The organism is Martinezella sp. CNPSo 3795 (assembly GCF_057784475.1).
On record NZ_JBXSOQ010000010.1, the window covers coordinates 80,444 to 96,158 of the forward strand.

Annotated in this window: 13 protein-coding genes; 5 read left to right on the plus strand and 8 right to left on the minus strand. The window is 57.0% G+C overall.

Translation table 11 applies throughout. From position 1 onward, the window contains the following. Positions 1 to 155 precede the first annotated feature (155 nt). The gene (locus AC13QY_RS24195; protein ID WP_488494020.1) at positions 156 to 1,439 is read left to right on the plus strand and encodes a serine hydrolase domain-containing protein; all 1,284 of its coding nucleotides are present in this window, start codon (positions 156 to 158) and stop codon (positions 1,437 to 1,439) included. 474 nt (positions 1,440 to 1,913) lie between these two features. Further along, positions 1,914 to 2,534: an acyltransferase gene (locus tag AC13QY_RS24200; RefSeq protein WP_028754270.1), complete on the plus strand. Its 621-nt coding sequence runs from the start codon at positions 1,914 to 1,916 to the stop codon at positions 2,532 to 2,534. Here the strand turns inward: AC13QY_RS24200 and AC13QY_RS24205 are convergent. From AC13QY_RS24205 to paaG, 4 genes are all read right to left on the minus strand, one after another. Beyond that, on the minus strand, positions 2,518 to 3,114 hold the full coding sequence (locus tag AC13QY_RS24205; RefSeq protein ID WP_028754271.1) for a TetR/AcrR family transcriptional regulator: 597 nt from the start codon (positions 3,112 to 3,114) through the stop codon (positions 2,518 to 2,520). The two genes, AC13QY_RS24200 and AC13QY_RS24205, sit on opposite strands and share 17 nt — an antisense overlap. 89 nt (positions 3,115 to 3,203) lie before the next feature. Continuing rightward, the gene (gene paaK, locus AC13QY_RS24210; RefSeq protein ID WP_028754272.1) at positions 3,204 to 4,517 is read right to left on the minus strand and encodes a phenylacetate--CoA ligase PaaK; all 1,314 of its coding nucleotides are present in this window, start codon (positions 4,515 to 4,517) and stop codon (positions 3,204 to 3,206) included. 35 nt (positions 4,518 to 4,552) lie between these two features. Further along, a complete protein-coding gene (gene paaI, locus AC13QY_RS24215) occupies positions 4,553 to 5,002 on the minus strand; it encodes a hydroxyphenylacetyl-CoA thioesterase PaaI (RefSeq protein ID WP_028754273.1) in 450 nt (149 codons plus the stop codon). Beyond that, the gene (gene paaG / locus AC13QY_RS24220) at positions 4,999 to 5,787 is read right to left on the minus strand and encodes a 2-(1,2-epoxy-1,2-dihydrophenyl)acetyl-CoA isomerase PaaG (RefSeq protein WP_488494021.1); all 789 of its coding nucleotides are present in this window, start codon (positions 5,785 to 5,787) and stop codon (positions 4,999 to 5,001) included. The genes paaI and paaG overlap by 4 nt, the downstream gene beginning before the upstream one ends. Positions 5,788 to 5,878: 91 nt before the next feature. Between paaG and paaN the strand changes: the two genes are divergently transcribed. From paaN to AC13QY_RS24235, 3 genes are all read left to right on the plus strand, one after another. Next, a complete protein-coding gene (gene paaN, locus AC13QY_RS24225) occupies positions 5,879 to 7,546 on the plus strand; it encodes a phenylacetic acid degradation protein PaaN (protein ID WP_488494022.1) in 1,668 nt (555 codons plus the stop codon). 57 nt (positions 7,547 to 7,603) lie between these two features. Next, positions 7,604 to 9,655 carry a 3-hydroxyacyl-CoA dehydrogenase NAD-binding domain-containing protein gene (locus AC13QY_RS24230; protein ID WP_488494023.1) on the plus strand — a complete coding sequence of 684 codons (2,052 nt, stop codon included), beginning with the start codon at positions 7,604 to 7,606 and terminating at the stop codon, positions 9,653 to 9,655. Between the two features lie 524 nt (positions 9,656 to 10,179). Further along, complete coding sequence (locus tag AC13QY_RS24235) at positions 10,180 to 11,070, plus strand: winged helix-turn-helix transcriptional regulator (protein ID WP_488494024.1); 891 nt, start codon at positions 10,180 to 10,182, stop codon at positions 11,068 to 11,070. Positions 11,071 to 11,085: 15 nt separating this feature from the next. On the opposite strand, the gene AC13QY_RS24240 is transcribed toward AC13QY_RS24235, so the two are convergent. From AC13QY_RS24240 to AC13QY_RS24255, 4 genes are read right to left on the minus strand one after another with little or no spacing between them, the layout of a single operon-like run. After that, positions 11,086 to 13,485, minus strand: a complete 2,400-nt coding sequence (locus AC13QY_RS24240) for a xanthine dehydrogenase family protein molybdopterin-binding subunit (protein ID WP_488494025.1) — start codon at positions 13,483 to 13,485, stop codon at positions 11,086 to 11,088. Next, a complete protein-coding gene (locus AC13QY_RS24245) occupies positions 13,482 to 14,243 on the minus strand; it encodes an N-acyl homoserine lactonase family protein (RefSeq protein ID WP_028754279.1) in 762 nt (253 codons plus the stop codon). The genes AC13QY_RS24240 and AC13QY_RS24245 overlap by 4 nt, the downstream gene beginning before the upstream one ends. Beyond that, complete coding sequence (locus tag AC13QY_RS24250; RefSeq protein WP_028754280.1) at positions 14,243 to 14,719, minus strand: (2Fe-2S)-binding protein; 477 nt, start codon at positions 14,717 to 14,719, stop codon at positions 14,243 to 14,245. The genes AC13QY_RS24245 and AC13QY_RS24250 overlap by 1 nt, the downstream gene beginning before the upstream one ends. After that, entirely contained in the window at positions 14,712 to 15,596 is an 885-nt protein-coding gene (locus AC13QY_RS24255; protein WP_488494026.1) for an FAD binding domain-containing protein, read from the minus strand. Before AC13QY_RS24255 ends, AC13QY_RS24250 begins: the two co-directional genes overlap by 8 nt. Positions 15,597 to 15,715: the final 119 nt, after the last annotated feature.

Here is a 15,715-nt window from a genome sequence, read left to right on the forward strand (position 1 = left end):
CTGCGACAGAAGGGGCAAATCTATTCGGTGACGGGTGGTCCCGGTCTTTGACCCAAAGCCTTCGTTCATCCAGCTGCGATTATCGTAGTAACGTAATAGTTGTCCACGCTTGTTGTGCAACTAATGAAATTACCTGGGGTAGAGAGGATTTGAAGATGATCAAGTCACACGCATGTGATAAGCGGTCGGGGCTGGCACACATCCGGCTAGCATTGTGGGTAAAGGTTCGACGGGCCTCCGTTTTCGGTGCGGTGGCTAGCTCGCTAACTCTGGCGGTGCCGGCTGTGGCTGAGCCAGCAGTAGCTACATATCTGGCAAATGGCGAAGTTCCTGCTGCAGTGCAGGAGCTCCGGAGGCACATGCTGGATTCGGATATTAATGTGCTCACGTTCCGCAGCATGGACAAGATCTTCGAGACCAGGCTTGTCCCCCGCGCAGGTCCGGTGTGGCAACTTGACCGTGGTGAGACCCTCATTCTCCCTTCCTATGAGTTCAACGGGCGGACTTTCGCCAGCGAGCAATTCTTCGAGCGAACGTTCACCAATGCGCTACTGGTTATCCGCAACGGAAAAATTGTATCCGAGACGTACCGGAACAATACAGACGCGAGTACTCACTTCATTTCGTTTTCCATGGCAAAATCACTTACGTCTATCCTTGTCGGCATTGCCGTGGAGCAAGGCTCGATAGAATCGATCGAGGATTTCGCTACGAAGTACGTCCCGGAGCTGAAATCGTCTGCCTATGATGGCGTGACGATCCGGCAGCTGCTCGAAATGCGATCCGGTGTAGACTATGAGGAGCGCTATGACTTTGGCGCTAATCCGAGCGCCGCCGCGCAGGTGTTCGAGAAGACTTTGGTGCAAAATCGGCAGCGATTTGTCGAAATGGCCCCACAATTAAAGCGAAAAAATGCGCCAGGGACCGTCTTTAACTATTCGACAATGGACACAGCGATTCTCGGGTGGATTCTAGAACGCGCGACCAACAAGCCTTTAGCTGCGTTCATGAGTGAAACCCTCTGGCAGCCCGCGGGAATGGAATCGAATGGTTTTTGGATCGCCGACGGACCTCCGGGCGTCGGCCGTGAACTTAGTGGCATGGGCTATAACGCCGTCCTTCGCGATTTTGGCCGCATCGGCCAGATGATGCTTGATCAAGGAAAGGCAAATGGCCGACAGATCGTTCCCGCACAATGGGTGAAGCTATCAACGACCATGAAACCTTTTACGCCGGGCGCCACAACAGGTTACGGCTTCCAATGGTGGCACCGAGACTCGACCGGCGCGTACGTTGCCATCGGACTGCAAGGTCAGTACATTTATGTGCAGCCGGCGACGAAAACCGTCATCGTCAAGCTTAGCTACTTTCCTCCGAAAGATAATAGCGCAGTGAGCGAAGAAACATTGACCTATATGCAGCTTATTTCCAAACTCTAGTATTCATACATCGATCTGAGGCGGTCCATGCTGACGGTACCAATTGCGCTCAGAAAGCAAGAAGGACCGATCCGCTGCTGAAATATTGCCCACTATCACTGAAAGGATCGTGGATTGAACCTGTGTGAGTCCCGCCAAGCCAGTCATTCGAAGTGAAATGTTTATCTGCTTAAAATATAAGACGCCAACCTGAGGAAGGATTCCTCAAGTCCGCAGAGAGAAAGCTACTGATTTGCAAGCCGGGCGGCACTACGGGGCTTGAGCTTGCGGTTACTGGGGTCTTTAGATGCCAGGCTTTGGCTGCTTGGTGGTCGCTTTAGAAGCGGCCATTTGCCAAGCATTCAATCACAGATCGATAAGCCGTTGGCGCAGTACTGCGTTCTCACACTGGTGGCTAAGACTTGGGCGGCTTCTTGAAGCCATTTCTGGAAAGTGACCTAATACATCTGGCCGCCGCTACCTTGGAGTGAAATCGTGTCCCAAATCTACGCATATGACGGTGTGATACCCGTCATCGACCGAACCGCATTTGTTCATCCAGCGGCAGTGCTTATCGGGGATGTGATTGTTGGGCCGGGCTGCTACGTGGGGCCTTGTGCGGTCCTTAGAGGGGATTTCGGGCGAATTTTGCTGGAGACTGGCTCGAACATTCAGGAGACTTGCGTCGTTCACAGTTTCCCCAACTTAGAGGTCATTGTCGGAGAGTCCGGTCACATCGGTCATGGAGCCGTACTGCATGGATGCAAGATTGGTCGAAACGCCATGGTCGGGATGAATGCGGTCGTGATGGATGAAGCTGTCGTCGGCGAGAACTCCATTGTCGGAGCAATGAGTTTCGTGAAAGCCGGGTTTGCCATTCCGCCAAACAGCCTCGTCGTCGGTTCGCCCGCAAAAGTCATTCGTGAGCTAAGTGACGAGGAAATCGCATGGAAGCGACAAGGCACCGGCGTCTATCAGCGCTTGGCCCTCGACGCCAGGGATAAGCTGGTAGCGACAACCGCGTTGACAGAGGTTGAGCCCGATAGGCGGCGTATGAGCGCACCGGAGTATGATCCTTTAATTCTGGAGAGACTTAAGTTCAACGAACAGCCTTAAGGCCTTCTAGCATCAATGTTGTCGCGATATCAGCGTACTCGTCTCTGCTGATCGGGCCATTAGGGCGGAACCACATGTACACCCAGTTCATCATTCCGAAGAGTGACATGGTGACTGGCATCAGCAATGGGCGGTCCTTACTTAAGTCGGGATTTATTTCGCGAATGACTGACGAGAATCGCTTCACAATTTGCCGTTCGATCTGTTGCAGCTCAGCCAACTGGGTCTCCGAGAGCGCGGTGGTACCCATCAGCTGAACCTGATGCTCGTTGTCGCGACCTTCATAGTTTCTCAAAACCGCTTTCACCAGCAACCGTAGCCGATCATGCGGAGCCAAGTCCAGTTTGTCGGCGGCCTCGATCGCTGCATCAAGTTCCGTCAGGTGAATGCGAACGATGTCGAAGATCAGCGCGTCCTTGCTCTGATAGTAATGATAGAGCAGGGCCTTTGACACACCTCCTTGGGACGCAATCATAGACATAGACGCTTTCTCCATGCCTTCCTTGGCAAATACAGCCGCAGCGTTCGCGAGGATTCCTCGACGCTTTTCTTCAAAGTCAACCGCTCGTGTTCGTGCCATGCAACCCTGTTTCTCTCGTTCACGCAGTTTTAGAAAGCTAAACTTCCTATAAACTGAGATTTGGGGGTCGGGCTATCCCGACCTCCCGGTCATTCCTTCGGTCGTTTATCCACCACCCGTTTTGCCTTGCCTTCGGAACGAGCAACACCACCAGGCGAATGCACCTCGATCTTTGTCGAAACGCCCACGATGCTCTTGATGTGATGCGCCAATTCCTTGGCCGAACCGGCCCGAACACCGTCTTCAGCCGCATCATCGATGCATTCGACATGGACGATCATGTTGTCCATGCGACCAGCACGTGTCAGCTCGATCTGGAAATGCGGTGCCAGGCCACGGCATTTGAGAATCTGCTCCTCGATCTGTGTCGGGAAAACATTCACGCCACGCAGGATCATCATATCGTCGGAACGCCCGGTAACCTTCTCCATACGGCGCATGGTACGGGCTGTGCCTGGAAGGAGACGTGTGAGATCGCGGGTCCTGTAGCGAATGATCGGCAGGCCCTCCTTCGTCAACGTCGTAAATACCAACTCGCCGAGTTCACCGTCAGGCAGCACTGCTCCCGTCTCGGGATCGATGATCTCCGGGTAGAAGTGATCCTCCCAGATGTGAAGACCGTCCTTTGTCTCAACGCACTCGTTGGCAACTCCTGGTCCCATAACCTCGGACAGGCCATAGATGTCAACAGCATGCATGTCGAAAGCCCGTTCGATTTCCTCGCGCATGGCGTTCGTCCATGGTTCGGCACCAAAAATTCCAACGGCAAGGGAGCTTTCCCTGGGATCAACGTCCTGACGACGGAACTCGTCGAGAATCGAGAGCATGTAGGATGGCGTTACCATAATGATGCGCGGCTTGAAGTCCTGTATCAACGTGACCTGACGCTCTGTCATCCCGCCGGAGATCGGGACCACAGTACAGCCGAGCTTTTCTGCGCCGTAATGTGCCCCAAGCCCGCCCGTGAAGAGACCGTATCCGTAGGCGACATGGACAATGTCCCCGGCTCTACCACCGGAGGCCCGGATCGAGCGCGCAACGACGGTCGCCCACGTATCGATATCCTTCTGCGTGTAGCCAACAACGGTCGGCTTGCCGGTCGTTCCTGATGAAGCATGGATTCGAGCAAGCTTTTCACGCGGAACCGCGAACATGCCGAAAGGGTAAGTGTCCCGAAGGTCTTTCTTCGTCGTGAACGGAAATTTGGCAAGGTCCGAAAGAGTTTTCAGATCAGACGGGTGCACGCCAGCTTCATCGAAACGTTGACGATAGAAAGACGAGTTTTCGTAGGCGTGTGTCAGGGACCACTTCATACGCTTGAGCTGGAGGCCCCCGATCTCGTCGCGAGATGCAGTCTCAATCGCCTCAAGGTCGCCGCCAGGGCGTGGTTCAAGATTTTCCATATTGTCCTCCTCCAAGGAATTAACGCGTCAGCCGGCTACCGATTTTCAGGAATGTGCGTGCCTTTGACCGTCCGAGAATGACCCCGGAATTCGGCAATCTGTTCACCCTGTTGGTTGACGACGGTCACGTCATAGATACCTCCGCGACCCCGTCGGGAGACTTCCTTTGCGCTCGCTGTAAGGACATCGCCTTCGAAGGCCGGAGCGATAAACGTCACTGAACAATGTTGGGCCACTGTCCACTGGTTGTAGCCGTTGCAGGCGAAGGCGAGGGCCGAATCCGCCACCGTGAATATGTACCCACCATGACAGGATTGATGACCATTCAGCATGCATCGCGTGACTGTCATCTGGATCGAAGCTTTGCCAGGTGCCACCTCGATCAGCTTCATGTTCAAGAACTGAGACGCGTGGTCATTTGCCCACATGGCTTTGGCGCATGCCTCAGCAAGCTCTTGCGGTGAGAGCTGTTCAGCAACGCTCATTGTCCCTTGAACTCCGGCTTCCGTTTGTCGAGGAAGGCAGAGACACCCTCGGCATAATCAGCACTGTGGCCTGCCTCACGCTGAAGGTCGCGTTCGAGGTCAAGCTGTTGATCAAGAGAGTTCGTTGCGGCAGCCTGGATTGCTCGCTTTGTAAGTCCCAGTCCTTTCGTCGGACCGCTTGCGAGCTGCTGTCCCAGCTTCGTGGCTTCATCCAGGAGCTGTTCGTCGTCAACAGCCTTCCAGATCAGGCCCCAGTCAGCTGCCTTTTCCGCACTCAAAGGCTCAGCGGTCAGCACCAGGGCCTTTGCACGTGCTTCCCCGATCATGCGAGGCAAGCTCCAGGTTCCGCCCGAGTCCGGGACAAGGCCTATCTTTGCGAACGCCTGAATGAAGCGAGATGAGCGAGCGGCCAACGTGATGTCGCAGGCAAGTGCGATGTTTGCGCCTGCGCCAGCGGCGACCCCATTCACGGCGCAGACGATCGGCTTTTCGATTGTCCTGATAAGGCGGAGCAGGGGGTTGTAATAGGTCTCGATTGTGTGCCCGAGATCAGGCGTACCTTTGCGGGGATCGCGGTCTCCCAGGTCTTGCCCAGCGCAGAAGCCCCGACCCGAGCCCGTCAGAAGGACCGCGCGAATCTCTGCATCATCGCGCGCACGCTCAAGGCCCCGTCGAAGGGCGAGATGCATATCCTCGTTGAACGAGTTGAGCTTGTCGGGTCGGTTGAGCGTCAGGCGCAATAAGCCCTGGCTGAAGTCCTCAAGGACAGTATCGATCTCGAGCATATTTCCTCCTCGGCCGCGACAGGGCGATAAAAAAGACTTGCATAAACCGACCGGTCGGTCAATTGTATTCTCTGCAACAAGGGAGGCTTTCTTGAGCGAATTGTTTGAAAGACATTGGGTCCTGCTGGAGCGGGCTGTGCAGGCAACCCAAGAGCGCACATATTGGTCAGCATTTTCCGAGGTTCCCAGCGGGAAAATATATGGCGAATCCGCCAAGGCCGATGCAGCTGCCGCGTTCGATTCAAGACTTGGAAAGCCGTTTAATCTGCCTGATCATCCGGCTGAGGCGCCTATCGGAAACGAGGTTTCACCATATGGATTTCGCCTTGGCATCACCTATCCATCTGCCTCCATCAACACCTTGGTGAACGCCTCAAAGGCAGCTTCAAAAGCGTGGGCGGAAGTCGAGCCGGAGGCTCGTGTCGGGTCTTGCCTGGAAGCGTTGGTTCGTCTGAACAATCGAAGCTTTGAAATTGCGAATGCGGTGATGCATACGAGCGGACAAGCGTTTGCGATGGCTTTTCAGGCTGGTGGGCCTCACGCTCAAGAACGAGGACTTGAGGCTGTCGCCTATGCCTACGCGGAAATGAAGAAGGTGCCGTCCAAAGCCATTTGGTCGAAGCCCCAAGGCAAGGGCGAACCCATTGTGCTGGAAAAACATTGGCGAATCATACCAAAGGGCATATCAGTCGTCATCGGATGCAACACTTTTCCGACGTGGAATAGCTATCCCGGGCTTTTTGCGAGCCTAGCGTGCGGCAACACCGTGATTGTGAAGCCTCACCCCTCCGCTATCCTTCCCTTGGCAATGACAGTCGACATCGTACGCCAGGTCCTTGCTGAGCAGGGTCTTCCACCAGATGCAATTTTGCTTGGTCCAGATACGGCAGGTTCTGAAATCACGCGGGACCTCTTAAGTCACCGCGATGTCGCTATTATAGATTACACCGGTTCAACGTCATTCGGGGAATGGATTAAAAACAACACACAAGGTGACGTTTACACAGAGGAAGCCGGGATAAACTCTGTAGTTATAGGCTCGACCGAGAACTTTGCCGGGATGTGCGACAATCTGGCGTTCTCTCTGTCGCTCTATAGTGGGCAGATGTGCACGTCTCCGCAAAATATCTTCATCCCGAGTAAGGGGATTGAGACGAACGAAGGTGCAAAGACGTTCAACGAGGTCGCAAATGGCATCGCCTCCGCCGTCGACAGGCTACTTGCGGACCCGGCCAGAGCGGCGGGCGTCTGTGGAGCGATCGCGAACCCTGCCACACTAGAGCGTGTAGACAGCGGCAGGACGCTCGGTCGTCTCATCCGAGACTCTTCAGCAGTCGAGGGGCAGGGCGATGCCAGAACTGCTACGCCACTTATCGTGGCAGTCGAACCCGACGCCAGCGACACTTATGGCGAAGAACGGTTCGGTCCGATTTCGTTCGTCATACCGGTGGATGATGTTCGAGATGGCATCGACCGCGCAACTGCGTTGGCGTCGAAAAAGGGAGCTATAACAGCAGCTCTGTATAGCACGAACGTTGACGACATTGATTTTGCCGCAAATCGATTCGCCCGAGCTGGGGTGAATCTGTCAGTCAATCTCACCGGCGGCATTTTCGTCAACCAGAGTGCCGCGTTCAGCGATTTTCATGTCACTGGCGGCAATCCGGCGGGAAATGCAAGTCTAACCGACGCTGCATTCGTGGCGAATCGGTTCCGTGTGGCGATGTGGAGAAAACCATTTCAGGAAGCTGCTGAATAGGTCGCCCGTCCAACCGAATCTTCTTCCTTTCGCTCATCGACCACATGAGATTCTCATATGACCGTGACCACTTCATATCAGGGCCAGATTGCTGTTGTTTCAATCGATAATCCGCCCGTCAACGCCTTGTCCAAACACCTGCGGCACGACCTTTTAGATGCTGTTATCCGCCTGGATGCTGAGCCCGCTGTCGAGGCTGTTGTGCTGGCATGCGAGGGTCGCACGTTTATCGCTGGCGCTGATGTGAATGAATTCGGTAAGCCACCTGAGGCACCGCATCTGCCGGATGTTGTCGCATCGATCGAGCATGCCAAGAAACCTTGGGTGGCTGCGATACACGGCAACGCGCTCGGTGGTGGCTTGGAGATAGCTCTGGGCTGCAGTTATCGACTCGCCGCGCCCAAGACAAACTTCGGCCTTCCGGAAGTGAAACTTGGGATCATTCCCGGCGCAGGCGGCACAGTCCGTCTGCCGCGACTGATCGGTGTCGAGGCTGCCGTTGACCTCGCGACGTCCGGAGCAGTGATCGGTACCGATAAGGCGCGGGTTCTCGGTCTGATAGATACCGTCGTGGAAGGTGATCTTCGGGAGGGCGCAGTCTCCTATGCGCAATCGATTATCGGTCTGCCGAAGCCGCCACCACTCTCCCTGCGCAGTGCACCACAAAAGGACGGCGACTTCTGGGGCCAAGCCGAGTCCACTGTCAGATCCAAGTCAAAGGGGGAGATAGCGCCCTCTAAGGCGTTGGCTTCCATTCGTAACGCCACCGAGGTCGACTTCCATGCCGCAATGGCTTTCGAGAGAAGCACATTCCTGGACCTTCGGGCTTCCAAACAGGCTGCGGCGTTGCGACATGTGTTTTTTGCGGAACGCGCTGCCCCGCGTCCTCCGGAACTGAATGGCGTACCCGCGCTGGAAATTCGTTCGGCTGCGGTCGTCGGCGGCGGCACGATGGGGGCGGGCATCATTGCTGCTCTTAGAAACGCCGGACTTCCTGTTATCCTGATCGAGAGGGATGAAGAGGCTGCAGAACGAGGTCTGTCCAACGTCCGCGCCATTTTCGACGGCTTGGTGAAGCGTAGCCGGTTAACGGCTGAACTCGCCGCAGATCGCCTTGCGGGGGTGCAGACGTCCACGGATTACGACACGCTCAAAGATGTTGATCTGGTGATCGAAGCCGTCTTCGAAGATTTGGTTGTCAAGCAAGCTGTCTTCAAGAGCCTTTCTGAAGCTTGCAGTGCAGAGGCCCTTCTGGCCACCAATACGTCGTATCTCGACCCCAACCAGATTGGGGCGCACGTAGAGAACCCGGAGCGGTTCCTCGGCCTGCACTTCTTCAGCCCAGCCAACGTCATGAAGCTTTTGGAAATCGTGCCGACCTCTGTGACAAGTCCAGAGGCCGTTGCAAGAGGGATCGCCTTGGCTCGCTTGCTCGGGAAAATTCCAATCCGCGCCGGTGTATGCGATGGCTTTATCGGCAATCGCTTGCTTAAAGTTACCCGTGCGCAGGCCGAGCGCCTTCTCCTTGCAGGCGCAACGCCGTCTGCTGTCGACGCCGCCATGAGGCAGTTTGGTATGCCGATGGGACCTTTTGAAGCTCAGGATCTTGGCGGACTTGATATTGCCGCCTTTCAGAGGAAGGCGGCGAGGACTCGGGGTGAGGCAGTATTTGCCCCCATCGCTGATAGGCTGTGTGAGATTGGACGCTTGGGCCAGAAAACATCGGGCGGCTGGTACGACTACGCTCCCGGTGACCGCAAGCCACTTCCGTCGGACGTCGTTGCGGGAATTATCGCCAGCGAAGCTGGTGATCGCCCGTCTTTTCCATGGGACGGTGAAACTATTGCCGAAGCTATCATCTTCCCCATGATCAGCGAGGGAGCGGCGATTTTGGACGAAAGGATAGCCCTTTGTGCTGCCGATATCGATCTCGTGGAAATCCACGGATACGGCTTCCCGCGTTGGCGAGGTGGCTTAATGCACTATGGACTGGAGGTCGGTCTCACTAACGTCGTTGAACGGCTTAAGGATCTGTCGTCGCAGGGGCTCGCTCCAACGCCATCACGAGGCTTGGTTGAAGCGGTCGTTTCGGGCTCGTTCGGGGGCTGATGGAGCAGTCTCTCTCGTGGCGCGATCGTGCATCGACGAGTTTGCCCATGTCGGCGGAGGGCCCGATCCGCGCGACAGGCCGAAGCCGGTTGCTCCGCGGTGCATATTCGTACCTGATCTTCATACCGATACGCTAAAGGTGAAAAGCCGGATTTTCATTATCGTCCTTTAAGTGAAACGCGGCAAAAGCGGGACCATTTCAATCGCCCGCCGGAGCATTCCCCCTTGAACAAACATCGCGCAATTTGGAAAAACGAGCCACTCTTCAAATAAACCGTCACCGTCGTTTACTACTTCCGCATCGCTGATTGAACGCGGGAAGGCATCCCAACTTATAAGGGGTGGGGCTCGCTTTGACTTTCATTATCAGACTTTGCCGTCTATATCTGTTGGCAAACGTGGCCCTATTTGCGAGTAGGTTTTAGTCCGTGAATGACGTAACTACAACAAAGATTGAAAACACTACCTTGGCCTCATCGGGTAAGCCCCTGTCTATGCAGCGGCAATCATCCGTGCGTCGGACCATGGAGATTGTTCTGGATACCTGGAACTTCCTGATCCTTCGGGAAGCCTATTTTGGGGTGCGCAGGTTCGACAAGTTTCAGCAGCGGTTGGGAATTCCGCGGCAGACCCTCTCCTCCAGACTGTCTGCGCTTGTCGCAAACGAAATCCTAAGCACCGGGAAACGACCGAACGAACCAGGGCAGCAGTATTTTTTGACGGTGCGTGGCAAAGATCTTTTCCCAACAATGCTCTCTCTTATGGAGTTTGGTGACAAGTGGCTGACCGGCTCAAGCGAGCCACCCCTCCAACTCATCCACAAGAGCTGCGGCTGCAATTGCCATCCTGTAACCGTCTGCGGTGAATGTCTTCAGCCATTCACCGCCAAGGAGGTGGCACCGAGGGACGGGCCTGGGGCAGGCTATGCTCCAGTTGAAAATCGCCCCACATCGCGACGAAGCTCCGATCCTAGCCTCTTGGAGAGGGTCCGACCGTGTTCGGTGGCACGCACGCTGGGGATTATTGGAGACCGCTGGAGTTTTCTGATCCTCAGGGAAGGATGGAACGGCGTGCGGCGTTACGAAGAAATGCGGGAAAATCTCGGGATCGCGACGAATATCCTGTCCGACCGTCTGGCGCGGCTGGTGCAGGCCGGCGTGTTTCGGAAGGTCCCGTACAATTCCGGCGAGCGGTTCGAATATCGGTTCAGTGAAATGGGTCTCGATCTCTACAAGCCAATGCTGGTGATGATGGCATGGGGGGACCGTTGGCTGGCTGACGGCAAGCCCCCAATGAGGCTGCGCCACAAGGCCTGTGGTCAGGACTTCTCGGCGATCGTCGTGTGCTCGGAGTGCCGCAAGCCGATCGCGGCCAAGGATACCGACTATGTGCTCCGATATCAGTTCGACCTATAGCCGGTCGGCCATCGATTACGGCGCGCCTGTCGCTTCCGTGGAAGTCTGACGTCTCTCGCGGAGCATCTGGAAGATTCTTTCGGGCGTGACCGGGAGTGTCTCCACGGACACGCCGAGATGAGCCAGTGCGTCGGATACGGCGTTAGCGATTGCCGCCGGTGCACCGATCGTGCCGCCTTCGCCCATACCGCGGAAGCCACCGATATTGTTGGGTAGATCGGCCTCGATATGGACGATGCCGATTTCGGGCACGCTGCTCGCGACCGGCACAAGATAATCCGCCAGGCTGGCGGCCACCGCCTGTCCCTGATCGTCATGGACGATTTCTTCGAGCAAGGCCGCCCCAATTCCCTGCGCCACCGCGCCATGAACCTGTCCGTCCACGATCATCGGGTTGATGATCTTGCCGCAATCCTCCGCCACCACATAGCGGAGGATCTTCACGCCATAGGTTTCTGGATCGACCTCGACCATGGCCAGATGCGTCGATGAGCAGGCTGTTCCGAGATAGGGGTCATAGGTCTCCGATGCGGTCAGGTCCTCGCGCTGGTCGCGCGGAATACGGCCCATCTGGCTATAAACGGCGGAAGCGACCTCTTTCAACGTCATCGACAAGTTCGAGTTCCGGCTGCTGATAATGCCGTCGTGGATGTCCAGGTCCTCCACTTTTTGCTCCATCAGATAGGCTGCTGCGCGCAGCACCTTTCCTTTGACAACGCGAGCGGCAAGCGTTGCGGCGCCGCCGCCGAGCACGGCCGAGCGACTGGCATAGGTGCCGCTCGCCATTGGGACAAGAGCGCTGTCGCCGTGCTTGACCTCAATGTCTTCCAGCTTGCAACCGAGTTCGTCAGAGATAACCTGCGCCAGCGTCGTCTCCAGACCTTGACCGTGGGAAGAAATGCCGAAGGCGGCCGTGATCGCGCCGGTCGCGTCAATCTCGATTTTCGATGTTTCGGTCCCGGTATTGATCGGCATGCCAGGGGCAACCGAAATACGCGATCCGATGCCAGTGAGTTCCGCATAGCTCGCAAGCCCGATGCCGACCCAGCGGCCGGCCTTTCTCGCCTCGTCACGCTCGCGAACCAGCACTGGATAATCGACATGTCTGCAAGCGCCTTCGAGACACTCCTGAAAGGCAGACTTGTCCCAGATGATGCCGGAGGCAGTGCGGTAGGGAAATTCGTCATCCCTCACAAGATTCTTTCGGCGAAACTCGACCGGGTCCATGCCCAGTTTACGCGCCGCCATTTCGATCAGACGCTCCATTGCGAAGGTGGACGAGGGGCGCCCGACGCCGCGATATGGGCCGGTGGGCGGTTTCGGGGTCAGCACGCCGCGAATGCGGCCGCGGTAATGTTCCATCCGGTAGGGGCCGGGAAGGAAACTGACGACCTGCACCGTTTCGAGCGCCGCGGTCCATGGATAGATCGAATACGCGCCCACATCGCCGATCACATCAGCACGGAGGCCGATCAGCGTACCGTCTTTTGTAACCGCCAGTTCCGCCTCGATCAGTTCGTCGAACGCCTGGCTGGTGGCGGAAAGATCTTCGAGACGGTCGCTGATGTATTTTACGGGCCGCTTCAGCTTCCGCGCCAGTGCGCAGACGAGAATTTCCTCGCCGTAGAGCGATCCCTTGCCACCAAAGCTGCCGCCGACATCCGGCGCAACGACGCGCATCCGCGTTCCAGGAAGATCGAGACAGCCGGAGAGCACGTCGCGGATGACGCCTGGTATGTTTGAGGAGGTATAAAGCGTCAGCGATTGCTTGCGACTATTCCATTCGGCGAGATAGGATCGGTTCTCCATTGCCACAGCCGTCTTGCGGGTCATTCTGAACCGGCCCCTTACGGTCACCGCCGCGTCCTTGAAGGCTTCGTCGACATCGCCGCGCTTGAATTCGCGGCGGATGATCGTATTCGTTCCCGCCTCTTCATGCACGAGCGGCGCGTCATCCTTGACCGCATCGACCTGCCGGATCGCGAAGGGAAGGGGCTCGTATTCGATGGTAATGTGTTCCAGCGCGTCCTCGGCGGCATAGCGGCTCTCCGCCACGACGGCAACGACCGGTTCGCCGACATAGCGGACCTTGCCACGTGCTAGCGGCCAGATCGGCGTGGCGTAATAGCCCGGCATCCGTGAGGTCGGAATGGCAGGCTTTATCTCTCCCTCGATATCGCTTGCATCATAGATCGCGACGATACCCGGGACCGAGAATGCGTCACCAACATCGATGTTGAGGATTTTCGCATGAGGCTGGTCGGAGCGGCGCAACGCGACATGAAGCATACCGGCAGGCGCCATGTCGTCGACATATTGCCCAATCCCGGTCAGAAGACGAGGATCCTCCGTGCGCTTGACGCGCTTGCCGACCAGTTTGGGGCGAAGCTCGACGGAATGGTCAGAAGGGGTCATTCATAACACTCCGGACCTTTTTTCAGTCCCTGCCACTGAACGTCGTCATGGCCTGAGATAATCGTATCGCCGCTGTCGCGTAAGGCCTTGAGCCGCGCGAGCGATGTCGCTGCCTTTTCCATGTCCCACGTGTTTTTCGGCGCAAGACCAGTTTCGACATTGGCCTGAAGGGGTGCCGCATCCGAAGCGAGAACGAAGTTGCCGTCCTTCTCCAGCTCGACGCGCGCCACGCTCATGCCCGGCGTATGGCCGGGCATTGGCATGACGACGATACGGCCATCGCCGAACACGTCATGGTCTGCATGGAAAGTCTGGAAGCCCTGCGGCTGTTCCCATTCCGTTCGAAGATAGCCAAGATTTTCTGCACCCTCGGCCTTGGCTGCCGCGGCCTCAGCTTCGTGGCACAGGATGGTCGCCTTGCGGAAATAGGAATTGCATCCGCAATGGTCGGGGTGAAGATGGGAGCAAATGACGACGTCGATGTCGTCGGGCTGCAGGCCGATGGCTTCGAGCTGGTGGACGACGGTCTGCTCCGGTGAAAAGATTGGCGTCATGACCTTGCTGAGGCCGCCCCAACGCGCCTGCGGATCGATCGCCGCTTCCGGATTGCAGCCGCTGTCGAAGAGCACATTGCCCCGGATATGGCGCATCAGCGCGGCATGCACGGGCAGTTCGGTGGTTTCTTCCTTTGCAGCTCCCGCTACAAAGATCGAGCGGCGCATCCGCAGGCGGCCGCCCTCGAGAAAATGCATCTTCATTAGAGAGGTCCTCTTTCCCGCGCCAACTCGCGCACGGCATTGACGATGTGCTCATAGCCCGTGCAGCGACAGATGTTTCCGGAGAGCGCTTCACGGATCTCCTCGTCGCTTTCCAGCGAGTGGTGGCGAAGAAGATCGGTGATAGCCATGATGAAGCCCGGCGTGCAGAAGCCGCATTGCAAGCCATGGTGTTCCCGAAACGCCTTCTGGACGCGCCCGAGCCTGTCGATGCTTCCCTGGCCCTCGATGGTCTCGATCTCCAAACCTTCTGCCTGAACGGCGAGCGTGAGGCAGGAGCGCGCGCTACGCCCGTCAAGAAGGACGGTGCACGCGCCGCATACACCGTGTTCGCAGCCGACATGGGTTCCCGTGAGCCCGAGTTCATGCCGCAGGACATCGCTGAGGAGCACGCGGGGCTCAACTGTGCACGTATAGGACTGGCCGTTGACGCTGAGAGTGATCTGCTTGTCAGCCAAGGCGTGATATCTCCCCATTGGCGCGGCCCCATGCTGCACGCAGCCCACGCCTTGCCAATACGCCAGACAGGTGCCTGCGATAATCCGCTGATGCGTGGATATCTGAGTTGGGGGTGAGGATGTTTGCCAGTCTCTCTACCACCATATTGAGGACGGGTTCGGAAAGATCGGTGCCCTCAACAATCTCCTCGATTTCGGGCAGGCGCAGCGGGGTTTCACCGACGCCCATCATGCCGATGCGAACGCCGCTCGCCGTACCGTTTTCGATGCAAAAAGTTGTTGCGAAGCAGGCAAGCGCAAAGTCGCCGTGGCGGCGGGCGAATTCTTCGAAGGCCCATCCCGCATCCTTAGGCATGGCATCGATTTCTACTGCGATGACGAGTTCGTCGTCTTCAAGGGCATTGACGAGTGAACCGGTAAAGAAGTCCGCGGCCGGGATGCGGCGCTCGCCACGCTCGGAAAAGGCAATGATAGTGCCGTTGAGGAAGCGGGTCATCAGCGGCATTTCGGCTGCCGGGTCCGCATGCGCGACGCTACCGCAGAACGTGCCACGGTTGCGCACAGTCATGTGCGCGACGTGACGCATAGCGTCAGGAATGATCGGCAGGTGCCGGGCGACGAGCGCATCGGTGGCCGTCATGCGATGACGGACAGTTGCCCCGATCTTCAGCCGGCCGCGGTCGAACTCTATCTTATCCAATCCCACGATCCGGTTGATATCGATAAGGATGGCGGGCTTCACCAGCCGGAAATTGATCATCGGCATCAGGCTCTGCCCACCGGCGATGATCTTGCCGTCACCAGCCGATGCGGCGAGTGCCGCCGCTGCTTCCTCCACAGTTGTCGGTGCGATATAATCGAACTGCGCGGGCTTCATGGATTCGCCCGTGGCGCCAGCGTGGCCGCCGCTCTGACTAAAGGTCGTGCCATAAGTGTTCCTCCGGCATCATCTCCAACAATGAGGCTCATTGAATATTTGACTTGCATTATTAGACT